This is a genomic window from Vibrio tubiashii (assembly GCF_028551255.1).
In the GTDB taxonomy this organism is placed as follows: Bacteria; Pseudomonadota; Gammaproteobacteria; order Enterobacterales; family Vibrionaceae; genus Vibrio; species Vibrio tubiashii_B.
In genome coordinates this window covers 208,997-222,625 of the sequence record NZ_CP117031.1, presented here as the reverse complement: position 1 = coordinate 222,625, position 13,629 = coordinate 208,997, and the positions used below count along the sequence as shown (strand labels likewise).

The following is a 13,629-nucleotide window of genomic DNA, read 5'->3' as shown; positions in this document are numbered from 1 at the left end:
AACGGATGGTAGAACCTAGCAAACCTTTACGCATCACCGCCTTACTACTCAATAACGTCCCGACGACCGCGATCACCGGTCCTGTAGAGATGTTAATCATTGCCGCCAAGTTGGCCGGGCTTCCCGATCCCGATGTGCGTTATATCTCTCCTTACGATGCGCACATACACACCTTTTCTGGACTGACGATTGCCTGTCCCACACCGTGGCAGCAAGTTGAAAAAACAGACATTTTCTTGCTCGGTTGCTGTGGCGATCCAAGTGACGAAGCGTATTTGCTGCCAGACAAGCTCAAAACGTGGTTGACGCAGCAGCTCGTCGGCAGCCAGTTTGTTGTCTCCCTGTGCACGGGGACGTTTTTACTGGCCGAGTTGGGGTTACTCAATCATCGCAGTGCCACCACCCATTGGGCACATGTGGCGGGCTTTCGGGAACGCTACCCCAGTGTCAAGCTGATGCCTCACCTAAAAATCACTCACGAAGGGCCGTTTATCTGCTCGTCGAGCGTGCGGGATTATTATGACGCCACCTTATTGATGATCGATGAGTTGTTCGGCAGTGGGCATCGCGCGCATTGTGAGCGCTACATTGGGGGGGACATTTCCAATGTTGCGCGGATTTGCCTGACCAGTTTTGGCCAATATCGGCAGCACAACGACACGCTGATCCATGAACTGCAAGACTGGATGCATCATGAACACCCAGGCAATCTGACCGTGGCACGCTGCGCAAGCAAGAGTTTTTTAAGCGAAAAACAGATGACGCGACGGTTCAAAGCGGCAACCGGCGACGTGCCGGTTAACTATATTCAGCGCCTGCGCCTCTCGTCTGCACGAGACAAGCTCAGTACCACCCGGCTGAACATTGAAACCATCAGCCGTCAAGTGGGCTACAGCAACATCAATCATTTCCGGTTACTGTTCAAGAAGTTTTATGACATGACGCCCACTCAATACCGTAAAGTGACGCAATCTTATTGTGAACATGAGCCTGCCCACTAAGGATGGGGGCCCCGCCCCTCTCGATTAAGCTTCGGTCAAGGTGATCTGCTCACCACGAACGATTTGGTAGACAGCGATATTGTGTTGGCAAAGCTGCCTGACCACCTCAGGAACGCTTTGGATCGGCAAGGCCAATACATAGCCAAATTCCAACCGCTGGATCGATCCCGAGGCCTCCGGTCCGACGAAAGACGCCAATACCTTGAACGCCGTCTCTTGCCATTCCCCCACTTCAAAATACACCTGATATACCACCTGACTGTAATCACGGGGTGTGCCGTGTGTCATGGTCACCTCTCCTCTGTCGTCGCCAGTCTGTCATGCGATGCGCTCGCGAATATCGACCTCAATCAGCCAAATCTCTTCTTGGTAAGATGGTCGCACCCGGTCAGGTGTCACCACCCATCCACCGTCTATCCTATCATCCTCGGTCACCAACGACAGCGCGCTCCCGTCCGTGAACAATAGGTTGAGCCCCCAGTCGTAGATCAGCGTTTCGTCGCTCGCTGCCCAGCCGCCTTGATCGCCGTGCTGCCATTCGGCATCACGACTGCGCCGGCGGAGGATCTCGATCGCTTCAATCACAGCGAGGGACGAGGCTGCGCCATCCTGTTGAGCGCGGTAGCATGTCGGTAAGCCCTCCATCGGCCGCAGTATTGGCAGATGGAAATCATGACCTTGCGGGGTGGTATACCACTCATTGCTCAGCTCGAATACCGCGTCACCGACCACAAAAGGCACCTGTAGGACGGGTACCTCCGATTGAGTCATGGCCAGCAACGGCTGTAGGCTCAGTGACGCCCCCAGCAATTGCGGGAGCGTCGCCATCGACCACGCATCCATTTCATACACCAGCGGTTTCATAATGGCGCTCCTTAGGCAAGGCTCTGCTCACTACTATCGCGTGTCCTGCGAAGATTTACAACCGCCCTCGGACTGGCGTGGCCTTTGCAAAGGGCGCCGTCAGAGCCAGCCCCGCTCTGCAAACGACACGACGTCAGCAAATGAAACCACAAAGTGGTCGAGTAGCCGAACATCCACCAGCGCAAGGGCGTCGTGTAAACGGCGGGTGATCCGGCGGTCAGCCTGACTCGGCTCCGCGCAGCCTGACGGATGATTATGAAACAAGATCACGGCGGCCGCACTGGTGGCGATGGCACGCTTCACCACTTCACGTGGGTAAACCGCGGCTTGATCAAGGGTCCCGCGAAACAATTCTTCACAGGCGCGCACCCGATGTTGATTGTCCAGAAACAGCGCCCCAAAGATCTCCACGTCGCAAGCGGCCAATTGAGTTTGGCAGAACGCTTGGGCGATGGGCGGCGCATTCATCACGGGTTGCTCAAGGAGCACCAGCTTGGATTTCAGCACCGCCGCGGCTTGCTGCAAGAGGTGTTGTTCTTCGTCTGAGAACACCGGAGTTAGGGTCGTTTGGTAAAGTGGCGCGTTCATCACGTATCTCCTGGGTCGGCTATCGGGCGTCTGACGACCCGCCAGACCGAGCGGGGGGCGATCGCAAGGGCGCGTAGCGGCTTGGCCCTCCCTTGCGATCGACGACCGCTTGGGCAAGGGTTCTGAGGCATTGACGCCTCACTGGCCGATCCAGAGAGTCGGGCTGTCTGCCCTATGACGTTAACGGCACATGAAGGTTACTGAAGCCGATGAATAAGATCCGCTAAGCGACGGATCCCCATATGGGCGGTGTACAGCATGTCATCGCGTTGGGCACGTCGAAGCGTGTCATTGCTGGCGCTCAACAAAACACGTGACAGCTCGCCGGTGTCGAGGGCATGCGCTAAGATCAGCGAGGTTAACGGCGGTGGCGGCGCTCCAGACGGCGGTGGCGTCGTCACCACCTTGAGCCCGTTCAGTACACTATTTAAAATCAAGGGATCGTCACTGAGTTCGGTCAGCGCAACGAGTTCGGCGCACTTGAGCACATGCGGTTGCTCGGGATTGAGCTTATTGCGCAGTGTCACCGGAGTCAGTCCCAATTTTGGCGCCAGACGGAACATGTTGTGTTGACGTGAAAAAAGCCGGCAAGCCTGTTCAAATTGCCGCTGCCTCACGTTGAGACGTTCTGCCATAAGTCCTCCTCTAGTGGGTGTGCGTGCTCACGCTAACAAAGCGCGACCAGACAGAAAAGCCCAACTTCTGGCCAGTCGCGGCTCATCAAGGGTAAGACGATACGATAAACCAATGCGCCAACGCGGCAGGCTGACAATTCAATCGAGAAAACAACCGGATAGCACCAATCGCCGTTTGACCTTGACGTGGGTCTCACTTTGAATTTAATAATGGATAATAAAATGGCGAGACCCACGAAGCGCTAAGGCGCGCATTCGCATCGCACGAGCAAGGGAGAGGTCACAGGGCTCGAATCCTTTCGAGAGCGCCAGATAAATACATGCCTGATCGCGGACTTTAGGCGACGTTAACGACAACATTCAACAAGGACGCCTTTTTTGAAGCCGAATTGACGGGAACGAGTACTGGCACAACCCAAGATCAGGATTCTGAATAGTGGTCTGGTATTTGGGGGCATAAGATTCTATTGCTCAATACACCAGACACATGACGATATCAGGGCAAGTGTACTTATATTGGTTGCGGTGTCACTGAATCCATTTTCTCAGCCAGAGTATGTTCCGAAGTAGGAGATGCCTCTTAGGCTAGACATGAAAAGTTATATTAGGCATGTAACCTCACGACCACTTCTGGCGGTGATTGACATTACCCTTTAACGAACAACCCCTAGTGATGCCTTGCGGTGTATTTTTTAATACTATTCACCGTCACCTGATCGCGTATGTCACCGATAGTTCTCCATATTTGCCTAACTAACTCAGGGTTGTTTTCAGTAAACCTATGGCTAAAAATCAAGTAATAATATTTGCTTAATATGGGCGGGTATACTTTTTCGATACTGGCTAGCTTATTTTCATCGATATAACTGTCAGCGATGTTACTCTGGACGGCGACAGCGATTACTCGCCTTTTTCTCAACATTTTAAACAAGTGTTGCGTGCTTGACACTTCAAGTGTGCTAATTTCATTTTCTTTTAAGGTGTCTATAATTGAAAAACCCGTATGAACAAGAACGGGCTGATGGCCAGTAGAGTATAGCTTTACCCCATCCCATTCTAACTTTTGAATCTTAAGCCTATAGAGAAAATAGTCTAGCGTGGCGATACGCAACGCACTATCAACTTGCCCATTGATAATGGGATAGTGTGCGTATTGGGCCCTCTCATGGTTGTAGGAAAAAATAAAGCCGCCATCCACTTCATTGGATTTGATATGTTGAAGCACTCGTTTCCCTGGTACCCTCACATATTCAACTTTGAACTGCAGCATATGGGCGAGTTGTTCTATGATTTCGACAGATATGCCTGGAGGCGTCGCAACATCATTCCCATTGCCCATTTGAAACGGGAAGGATTCGATATCTGAGTAAGCGAGTTTTATTGTCTTGCTTGAGGAGGCAAATGAAACAATGGGGAGCAACAGTAAAGCGAGAACTAGGTACCGCATTGATCTCTCCTTGGCTCAATTCATTTTTGATATTGTCAGGTTATTCATACAACGATTGAGCACCTTTTTCTCTGGGCTAAAAAGGGATCAGTTCTCATCTAACCAGACTGCACATAGATCTACCTAAAGTAATTTGCCTTCTCTCCCGATCAGAATCAACCTTTATGCACTTGAATCTCTAATCGAGTCTCTCATTTCTCTTGATCATCAACTCGCCTTAACAGTAGATTATCCGCAAGCAATCGAGGATTAGCCGTGATGAATGGCTCGTCCTCTCGCGAATCAATTGCGCTAGATGACGCCAGTGGTGTGAAAGAGATACGGCCGTACTCATCAAATTAGATAGCGTACCGGTAAGAAAGGCATACACAACGATCCATACGCCAACGATTGAAAGCTACAATCCATTCAAGGGGCCTAGGCCCCTTAGTTAGTATTCACTGGGCAGCAACACCGTGGTCAATTGATGACCCGCTTCGGTGATCAGCCAGACGCGCTGACCGGAAAATCGGTATACCGATACGATCCGCCCACCTCGACGAGTGGCCACGTCGTTGGCTTTCTTGTCTTCTATGTCGCACTCACCCCAATCACCACTCTCATGGCGGAGTAAGAGTGGCCTCAGCAGGGCTTCGGGACGTCCGTCGAGCAACGCTTGTATCCCTTGGGTCATCACGACCTCTCCGAGCGTGAAAGAGACGGCGGTTGAGTAGTAGTTAGCTGGCATTGCGTTTGTCCTCCTGAGCGAACAGCGACCTAACGTGGTCAGCGTCGCCATGCACTGTGTGTGTGAGGGGTAGATGGTTCATGGGCTCTCTCCTGTGTTGGGGGTATGTCGTCGTTGCTGGCCTGTCCATGCCCCACTCACGGTTCGCCAGTACAAGGGCGCCTGCGTGCACTTTACCCTTGTGCTGAAGGCTCTGAGGGGGGATAGGTCACAGGCAAGCGCAAAGACGACGGAGCCCCACAGTGAGATCCCTGCCCTTGTCACCGACTCACAGCGTCAAAGGCGATGACACCTTTGGGCCTCGCTAAGGATGCCCTGACGTCATTACGCCACTCAAGCCGTCATACACGGCTCTTCGAGGCAAACGCTTTCACCAAGTAAAATTATTGGGTAAAGTATTGTTCAGAAAAGGAAAAACGAACTTTACGGATAGCAGAGCCTGAAGGTTGGGTCGCCCAACAATCCTCTCACAGAGGGCTAGGCTGTTCATCACCAAGAGGAATACGTTAACCATGAAAGGTACCATTGTCCGGTGGAGAGATGATCGCGGGTTTGGCTTCATTCATTCGGACGACTATCAAGGGGATATTTTTGTCCATATCTCAGAATTTGAACCGGGGTTCAGGCGTCCTCAAGTTGGCGATGAAGTCGATTTTCGCATTGAGTTAAATAAGGGGAAAACCCGGGCTCATCTCGTCTCGTTTGTTGGCGTGGAGCCCGCAAGAGGAAATTTCGCCTTGTCTATCTTACCGGTACTGGTCTTAGTCGGTATCGCCCTTGGCGTAGTCAGCTTCCTCACTTATCAAGCCCCAGAACGCGCCCCTGAAGATGACAAACTCGGTTTCGAGTGTGAGGGGAAAACGCGCTGTAGCCATATGACATCGTGTCATGAGGCGAAATTTTACTTGGCACATTGCCCCAACGTGAAGATTGATGGTGATCGCGATGGCGTACCTTGTGAGCAGCAGTGGTGCGGCCAATAAACGGGATACCCACCCATAAGATGCAATGAATAGAAGGAAGCACCGTGGCACAACAGACAGTCACTATCAGACCCGCAAGGGAAAGTGAACTTGAGCGTCTCCACGCTTTGGTCATTTCAAATGACGAATGGACGCAATTTAACGGTCCGTACTTTTCATACTCACCTCCCTCGTTGGAGCAGTTCGAAAAGACAACGTTTCAGCGCCTGTTAACCGGCGCAAGCTTACAGTTGATCACCGTCGATGACCTCCCCGTCGGCACGGTGAGCTGTTACTGGGAATGCGAAGAAACGCGTTGGCTTGAAGCCGGCGTGGTCATTTACGATCCTGCGTATTGGGGGCAAGGCATTGCAGCCTTAGCGCTTCCCTTGTGGGTGTCGTATCTGTTCAATAGTCAGATCATCGAACGGGTGGGGTTAACCACTTGGTCGGGAAACCCTCGAATGATGTCATTGGCCCTGAAGCTGGGTTTCCAGCAAGAAGCGCGGCTTCGAAAAGTCCGCTATTACAATGGCGAATACTATGACTCGGTCAAATACGGTGTGTTGCGGTCAGAATGGCTCGCGCGGTATGCGCCTTAGCCTCGAAACGGCCCACGCTCTCAATGCCAGCGCCAATGAGTACGTTGCTATTGCCACTTCACCCTGACTTTGGTTTACTCACAGCTTGGTCGCGGACGTTATGTTGAGCGTGAAGGCAGGTCCCTCATTCAAGCGCCCCTACGCGGCTCTAACGCGAAACAAACGGAGCAAATTGTGATTTCAGAAAAGCTAAACTTGGCCCATCTTCCTCTTCAAAATGCCTTGGTTCAATCCGCGTACTCGGCGTTTCATTCTGAAAATGACGCGGTCGCGGCGGTCCTGTTGGGTTCACTGGCCGCGGGAAAAGGTGACCGTGTCTCGGATGCCGATATTCTTGTGTTTACCAAGAATAACTTTCATCAATCTTGCGAGGCCTGCTTCTCCGCGTTTGAGCGTGATAAAGACATCTTCTACCTGCTCGAGGGCTTCCATAATGAGAACGCTTACTTTAAAAAATACATTTTCAATGACTTAACGAGCGCAGAGATTCACTGTTTAGATGTGAGTGAACCCTTGAGTCTGTCTAAGCCATTTAAGGTGCTGTTTGATAAAAATGGCCTCATCGAGCAACGGGTAACGGACGAACCGGCACCAAAGCACGCAGATTTTCCGGCCTACACGAACGGCGACGAAGGAATAACGTGGGAATTGTTTGATTGTATCAAATGGATGAGTCGTGGTGATCATGAGTTGGCAAAGCACCATTTGAAGAAACTGGTTGCGCAATGGTAACGGTGTGCCTGCTCCCAGCCGACTCGGCAATATTGTCCAACTCATTGATTTTGTGATAAATAGTACGTTTAGATCTCGTGTTTGAATGGAGAGGGAACCATGAAATTGGAGGCGGTGCTGTGGGATTATGATGGGACACTGGTAAACTCTGTGCCTAAAAATATTGAGATAACCAAGACCATTTTATCCATTGTTGCTCCCCGTTTGACTGGGGACGGTTTGCCAGAGTGTTTACGCAACGAAGAGGCCTACCATGTCGCCAACCACAGCGCAAAAAACTGGCAAGAGCTTTACGTTGATTACTATGGATTAACCCAACAGGAAATGCGCCTGGCGGGGGGCATGTGGGCCGAGCACCAAGAGAAAAATACCACGCAGGTCTTGTTGTTTGAAGGGATCAAAGACGTGGTCACCGAGTTCTCCTTCCTGCCTCACGGCATATGCTCGCAAAATTCACAGAGCAACATTCGTCGTGTGTTGGAAAACCATGCGCTAGCGGCTTTTTTCAAGGCCATTGTCGGGTATGACGACGTGTCTCATGGCCATCAAAAACCGGAGGCTCTGGGTGGCCTTCAATGTCTTGACGCCATGTTCGGCCATCGCACCAGCCAATGCTTGATGTACATCGGTGATCATGAGGCTGATGTCCAATTTGCTCGTAACCTTCAAGCTGCGCTGGGGGGCAACGCTCGCGTCATTGCTGTGGCCGCAGCGTACAGTGGCGCGGCGCCGGAATCGTGGTCGTGTCAGCCTGACTACACGGCACGCTCGGTTGACGAGCTCTATGATCTCATTGGAACATACGCCTAACTCGCCGCTTAAATGGCGTGCTCACTCAGCGTGCCTCTCTTTGAAGTCATTCCAGTTGCGCTCGGCTTGTCTGATACACTCGGTGGCTGTTTAACCTCGAATTCACTGCTAAAAGGACGCTATGAACGTTATCTCGAAGGATGACATCGCTCACTACATTGGTGTTGAGACAGAGCCAACCGAATGGTTTGTCGTCAGCCAAGCGCAGATTAACCAATTTGCTGACTGCACCTTAGATCATCAGTTTATCCATACGGATCCCATCAAAGCGCAAGACACCATGTTTGGTTCGACCATTGCCCATGGCTTGCTGTCCCTGTCCATGCTGCCCCATTTTGCTGAGCGCTTTGGGTACCAATTGGAAGGGGCAAGCATGGGGATCAACTATGGGTTTGATAAAGTGCGTTTTATCCACCCGGTCACCGTGAATAGCCGCATTCGCGCGCGTGCAAAATTGCTGACCGTCGACGAAAAGCGCCCCGGTCACTATACCTTTAAAAGCGAAGTGGTGGTTGAAATCGAAGGGGAAAAGAAGCCCGCGTTAGTCGCCGTTTGGCTCGCCGTCCAGATAGTGCCTGAATGACCCTCTCCTTCGTCGCGTCTTAACTGATAAAGAGTGGCTCGCCGCTGAACTTTGGCAGCGCTGCCCCGTAAGACATGGGATACAGCGACAACATGACGAGCCTATGATGAATCGAATTAACCCTGCCAAGTTACTCAACAGTAAATGGACAGCCCTGCAGCCGCAAAAGCGTGAGAAGCACTTCTTAGTGTCCGATGTTGATTACGCAGAAGATGGCTCCGTAAGATCGTGCACCTTGGAAGCGGTGATGACTCACGGCGAGTATTCCATTGACTGGAAAGAGCTCAAAAATACCGATAAGTGGGCGTATGGCTGGAAGTAAGCAACGTTGCCCCTTTCTCAACGTTTCTTGCACAGGCGCTCAGCGTTGACTCTGGACGGCTTCGATTTGCTGACCTAATTCTTCCGCTTGCGCGGTTAAAAGCGAATAGGTTCGAATGTCCCCTCTTCTTTGCGCGAGCATCGCCTGCTCGAGTTTTGCAGCATATTGCTTCTTCAGTTTCTTGGTCGAGTCACGTTTAAATAGTGAAAACATTGTTTATCTCCGTTGGGTGCTCTGTCTAGTTACGTCGTTTGGACGCAAAAAGATTAACCCAGAGCACAACAACGCCCACTCGACGTACGCGAAAGGGGTCGTTGGAGCCGCTGACCCTGTTTAACTTGCCTTAACCTGAAAGACTCAGGCACGATGGGTACCGCCAACGAATAATCTCTATAGGAAAATAACGTGCTTGAAGTGAAAACAATGGGGCTTTTCTTTCTCACCGCCGTTGCAGAAATTCTGGGTTGCTACTTGCCTTACCTTTGGCTCAAAGAAGACAAATCTGCCTGGCTTTTAGTGCCCGCAGCGCTCTGTCTTGCGCTTTTCGCATGGCTGTTATCCTTGCATCCAACCGCCGCTGGTCGGGTTTATGCCGCTTACGGCGGCGTGTATATCTTTGTCGCAATCTTATGGTTGTGGCTCGTGGACGGTCTTCGCCCAACTCTGTGGGATATCGTGGGAGTCTCTGTGGCGATGCTTGGTATGGCCATCATCATGTTCGCGCCCAGAACCCCGTAACCGATGACACTATGAGGTACGCAAGCGACTTTCCAGCAAGCCGGTCTCCCCAGCACAAAAAGGCGTGCGGAGAACAGAGCTCACAAGATGCATCATTCGCGATGACGCTCGAAGACATCCATTATGTGATGTAATTGACGCGAACTCAGCGCAAACCAGCGCGAATCCAGTGACCCATCGAGAATCAGTGGTGACATGCTGGCGTCATTGAGCGTGTCCCAGTTCATCACCGCCACCAGCTCGACAGGCTCACCGCTTTGCTGGTTCAACTGGTAAATATGCTGGTCGACATCTTGGGCAAGGCACAGGCGATAGCGGTTACGATGCGGCGCTTTAAGTAGACACAACGAAAACGAGCCTTCCGACTCCGTTAATGCTTTCCACAACGTCGCCTCTAACCAGAAAAACTCTTCGCCCAAATCGTCCCAAAGTTGGTCGAGCAGCCCTGAGATCCGTTCGGTTTGTAGGGGTAATTGAGTTCGGTCACACAGCGCGCGGGCGCACGCCTCATCGAGGGATCGTAAGATTTGAGGGTTTATCGGCATCGCAACCTCCAAGAAATGAAGTTTCCCTTCACCACTCAGAGACCCCAAAACAAAGGGTGGTGAACTGAACAAGGTTGGAACTACCGCACACTAGGACACGGCCAGCCGAAGCTGCCCTGCCCAGCCCACCGTAATGCCAAGTGAACGATTTATCCGTTCCATTTCTTACAGATGTGCTGAGACCGCACATAACATTCGTTTCAAAAACGGACGTAACATGCGCCTAGTGAGTGAAAACAGGGTTCCAATCCTGACACTGGATTTTGCCAGTGCGAGAGCAGAATATCGGTGAGGAATAAGCGTGTCAATGATTACCAGTTCTTGAGCGCCGGATTGAAGAAAGATAGCCCAACGATCCGATTAGACCACGCCTCTGGGCTGATAAACCGTCCCCTTAAAGAAGAAATACCTTCCTCCTTGATAACTAAAAAAGGATGAGCCCTCATCTGGTGAACTCATCCTTCAACTCTACTTGAGAATCCTTAAATGGAATTTAGTTTCCGGGTCCAAACCCTGCAATACAGTCAATAAAGTCTTTCAGGCTGACTTCATTACCGGTTAGATAATCGGTCACGATCGTACATTGATTGCCGACCGAACTGGTTACCGAGGTGTCACTGCCTCCAAGCGCTGAGCCGCCAAAGTAATCAAAGTTACTCACTGAGTTTTCACCGTTTGGTAGCTTGCCATTAAAGCCAAAGCTCTTGCGCAACTTGTTGGCCGACTCTTTGGTGTACACAAAGACCTTGCCCGTGTCCGTCATCCCCGGTTTGTCATAACCCGGCGCAGAAAAGACCATCTGAATCGTTGGATCTTGAGCATCCAACGCAGTTACTGCCGCTAGGTTAGTTCCGAACACATCGCCGGCATGGACACTTGGCGCTTTCACATATTTAAAGAAGCTGTACGCCACTTTGGTGTTGGCATAATTGTTGTCGTTGTAGACGTAAGCCGCCCCCGCATCCAGAGCCTGGTTGTTGGTCAAACCGGGGTTTTGGCATGGGGCTTTGTTGTTTGTACCATCCACATGCGTACCGCAGTTATCTTCACCAGGAGCCCCAATCATCAGGCCGCCCACACTGTCGATAAATAAGTTGGCGCCGAACTGATCGTTCGCGTCAGGGTTTGGCGCTTTGATGTAAGCCACTTCCTTCAAATTGGCATTGTTGTCATCGTAAGCAAACACATAAACCGCGCCTGACTTGCCAATCCGGTTGTCCAATTTGACGTTACTGTTAAGCGGCGAGTTACCACAAACACTTTCACCATTGATCTTCTTATTAGGATTCGGTAGCGCCCCATCAATCCCAGCTGAGCAGCCAGACTCCCCCGGCGCACCAATCACGATTTTGTTGTCTTGATGATCAAACGACAGGGCACTACCAAACAAATCTCCCGCGTCGGTGTTTGAGGCTTTAATGTACTCTTTCAGCACCCACTGACCATTCTCGCGCGCATAATGGTACACCGCCCCAGAATCTCTGGCCGAGTTATCCCACAGGCTTGGATTAGGGTTTGTCCCACACACGAAGCCATAACCAAGGCGTTGATTTGCGTTCGCCCCTTGGCCACCCACACCGGTACCGCAGTTATCTTCCCCTGGGGTCCCTACTAGCAGTTGATCCCCATCCGAGTCCAGCGCCAAGGCAGAACCAAACATATCGCCAGGATCCGTGTTTGGCGCTTTTAGGTACGCGTCCAACACCCAAGTGTTGTTGCTTTTTTTATAGATATACACCGCCCCAGAATCTCGGGCACTGTTGTCATCCATACCTGGGTGTACGTACTGGCCGCAGACTGAGTGCCCACCAAGGCGCTGATTTGGATTAACGCCCGTGCCGCCGACACCGATGCCGCAGTTGTCTTCGCCTGTTGCGGCAATCGCGATGGTCTTTCCATCACCACTGATGTGGACCACCCCACCAAAGTTATCCCAAAGGCTGGGGTTAGGCGCTTTGATGTAAGTAGTAAAATCAAGCAACTTATGTCCTGCACTTGTTTCAAACTGATTGTTGCTTGCAAACTGCCCCTGCCCTTCGAATACATAGGCCGCGCCAATGGAGACGGAATCTAATGGATTGCCAGAATCTGCGTTACTCTCCATTCCATACGAAAAGCAAGTAACTCGGCTGTTGGTGCCAATGAGGTTGGCGTGTTTGGTCGCCCCAACATTGGCCCCACAGCCCGACTCACCTGGCGCACCGACCAGCAAGACTTGATTGTTCCCAGATAGAATGGCGGCTTCACCAAATTTATCCGAGCTTTCCGCGTTAGGCGCTTTAATGAGCGCCGTACCCAGTTGCCCTTGTAGAGTTTTCCATTTGAGGTACACCGCACCAGAGTTAGGCGCAGAATCGGATCCTGGTTGTGCGGCTAAGCTATCTTCATATGGCGCCCCGACCACAATAGGCGCGAAGCTTGCCTCCGTCGCAAACGGGGCCGACATATAGCCAACCAGCGATAGGTAAATCATGGATCTTAAAACATTCATAATTTCACTCCAGACTTCTTTCTATGTTAGGTGTAGTTATTCCTTGTTAGAGCATGAATAACGATGTGCGAACCTTTAATAACCCAACCAACTTGTTGACAATAATCATTATTATTTAGACTTATTAGGAACAATAGGGGTTAAATACCCGAACACAGTTTTGGTTATTATTTGTGCAATCGAGATGCTACTCATTGACTATTTATTGCTCAATATGAAACGCGCGAGATGTCGGCAATCGGATGGGCATTGTGCGGAATCGCAGTGGATTTGATAGAGAATGGACACCTTAATGATAAAATTAATATTTCATTATTCTTCACTTTCGTAGAGAAAACATTCGCGTTTTACTGCGATATACAGCGAACTCATCGCAAAAAGGCGGCTTTGATAAGTCGATCTAGCTCCCAATACCCAAGCCCATTATGGATGCAACAATCAATAGATATAAGCCTTCTTCGCTTCCTGACACACGCATTCGCTCGACCAAAGTCACGAACTCGGCGCATGAACTATGGTGGCGATGATGAAACGTGCTGAGGCTCAGATCAAAAAAAGCCAGCGTTGTCTCGCTGGCTTTGA

General features: G+C 51.1%; 17 protein-coding genes. 8 read left to right on the top strand and 9 right to left on the bottom strand.

Going from position 1 to position 13,629, the window contains the following annotated elements; genetic code table 11:
* The first annotated feature begins 5 nt into the window (after positions 1-5).
* Complete coding sequence (locus tag LYZ37_RS23990; protein WP_272788453.1) at positions 6-1,001, top strand: GlxA family transcriptional regulator; 996 nt, start codon at positions 6-8, stop codon at positions 999-1,001.
* Positions 1,002-1,025: 24 nt separating this feature from the next.
* Here the strand turns inward: LYZ37_RS23990 and LYZ37_RS23985 are convergent, their stop codons facing one another.
* The 6 genes from LYZ37_RS23985 to LYZ37_RS23960 form a co-directional block, all read right to left on the bottom strand.
* The gene (locus LYZ37_RS23985) at positions 1,026-1,289 is read right to left on the bottom strand and encodes a hypothetical protein (protein ID WP_239956223.1); all 264 of its coding nucleotides are present in this window, start codon (positions 1,287-1,289) and stop codon (positions 1,026-1,028) included.
* Positions 1,290-1,319: 30 nt separating this feature from the next.
* Entirely contained in the window at positions 1,320-1,865 is a 546-nt protein-coding gene (locus tag LYZ37_RS23980) for a hypothetical protein (protein WP_272788452.1), read from the bottom strand.
* A 99-nt stretch (positions 1,866-1,964) separates the two neighbouring features.
* On the bottom strand, positions 1,965-2,453 hold the full coding sequence (radC, locus tag LYZ37_RS23975) for a RadC family protein (RefSeq protein ID WP_195877629.1): 489 nt from the start codon (positions 2,451-2,453) through the stop codon (positions 1,965-1,967).
* A 197-nt stretch (positions 2,454-2,650) separates the two neighbouring features.
* Complete coding sequence (locus LYZ37_RS23970) at positions 2,651-3,088, bottom strand: phage regulatory CII family protein (RefSeq protein WP_272245841.1); 438 nt, start codon at positions 3,086-3,088, stop codon at positions 2,651-2,653.
* Positions 3,089-3,755: 667 nt separating this feature from the next.
* A complete protein-coding gene (locus LYZ37_RS23965; RefSeq protein WP_272788451.1) occupies positions 3,756-4,535 on the bottom strand; it encodes a substrate-binding periplasmic protein in 780 nt (259 codons plus the stop codon).
* Between the two features lie 430 nt (positions 4,536-4,965).
* Positions 4,966-5,262, bottom strand: a complete 297-nt coding sequence (locus tag LYZ37_RS23960; protein ID WP_004747530.1) for a hypothetical protein — start codon at positions 5,260-5,262, stop codon at positions 4,966-4,968.
* Positions 5,263-5,774: 512 nt separating this feature from the next.
* On the opposite strand from LYZ37_RS23960, the gene LYZ37_RS23955 reads away from it, so the two are divergent.
* The 6 genes from LYZ37_RS23955 (at position 5,775) to LYZ37_RS23930 (ending at position 9,273) form a co-directional block, all read left to right on the top strand.
* Complete coding sequence (locus tag LYZ37_RS23955) at positions 5,775-6,245, top strand: cold shock domain-containing protein (protein ID WP_069669731.1); 471 nt, start codon at positions 5,775-5,777, stop codon at positions 6,243-6,245.
* A 44-nt stretch (positions 6,246-6,289) separates the two neighbouring features.
* On the top strand, positions 6,290-6,826 hold the full coding sequence (locus tag LYZ37_RS23950) for a GNAT family N-acetyltransferase (RefSeq protein ID WP_171381521.1): 537 nt from the start codon (positions 6,290-6,292) through the stop codon (positions 6,824-6,826).
* A gap of 174 nt (positions 6,827-7,000) precedes the next feature.
* Entirely contained in the window at positions 7,001-7,558 is a 558-nt protein-coding gene (locus LYZ37_RS23945) for a nucleotidyltransferase domain-containing protein (protein ID WP_004749124.1), read from the top strand.
* A gap of 99 nt (positions 7,559-7,657) precedes the next feature.
* Positions 7,658-8,368, top strand: coding sequence for an HAD family hydrolase (locus LYZ37_RS23940; protein WP_195877624.1), 711 nt, complete (start codon positions 7,658-7,660; stop codon positions 8,366-8,368).
* A gap of 121 nt (positions 8,369-8,489) precedes the next feature.
* Positions 8,490-8,951, top strand: a complete 462-nt coding sequence (locus LYZ37_RS23935) for a MaoC family dehydratase (protein WP_272788450.1) — start codon at positions 8,490-8,492, stop codon at positions 8,949-8,951.
* 106 nt (positions 8,952-9,057) lie between these two features.
* A complete protein-coding gene (locus LYZ37_RS23930) occupies positions 9,058-9,273 on the top strand; it encodes a TIGR02450 family Trp-rich protein (protein ID WP_069669733.1) in 216 nt (71 codons plus the stop codon).
* A gap of 39 nt (positions 9,274-9,312) precedes the next feature.
* On the opposite strand, the gene LYZ37_RS23925 is transcribed toward LYZ37_RS23930, so the two are convergent.
* Complete coding sequence (locus LYZ37_RS23925) at positions 9,313-9,486, bottom strand: DUF6435 family protein (protein ID WP_272788449.1); 174 nt, start codon at positions 9,484-9,486, stop codon at positions 9,313-9,315.
* A gap of 192 nt (positions 9,487-9,678) precedes the next feature.
* Between LYZ37_RS23925 and LYZ37_RS23920 the strand changes: the two genes are divergently transcribed.
* Positions 9,679-10,011, top strand: a complete 333-nt coding sequence (locus LYZ37_RS23920; RefSeq protein ID WP_004747542.1) for a YnfA family protein — start codon at positions 9,679-9,681, stop codon at positions 10,009-10,011.
* A 92-nt stretch (positions 10,012-10,103) separates the two neighbouring features.
* Here LYZ37_RS23920 and LYZ37_RS23915 read toward each other — a convergent pair whose 3' ends face one another.
* Together LYZ37_RS23915 and LYZ37_RS23910 are read right to left on the bottom strand one after the other, a co-directional pair.
* Positions 10,104-10,556 (bottom strand): hypothetical protein, encoded by a 453-nt coding sequence (locus LYZ37_RS23915; protein WP_272788448.1) that lies wholly within the window; start codon positions 10,554-10,556, stop codon positions 10,104-10,106.
* A gap of 493 nt (positions 10,557-11,049) precedes the next feature.
* A complete protein-coding gene (locus LYZ37_RS23910) occupies positions 11,050-13,047 on the bottom strand; it encodes a hypothetical protein (protein WP_272788447.1) in 1,998 nt (665 codons plus the stop codon).
* Positions 13,048-13,629: the final 582 nt, after the last annotated feature.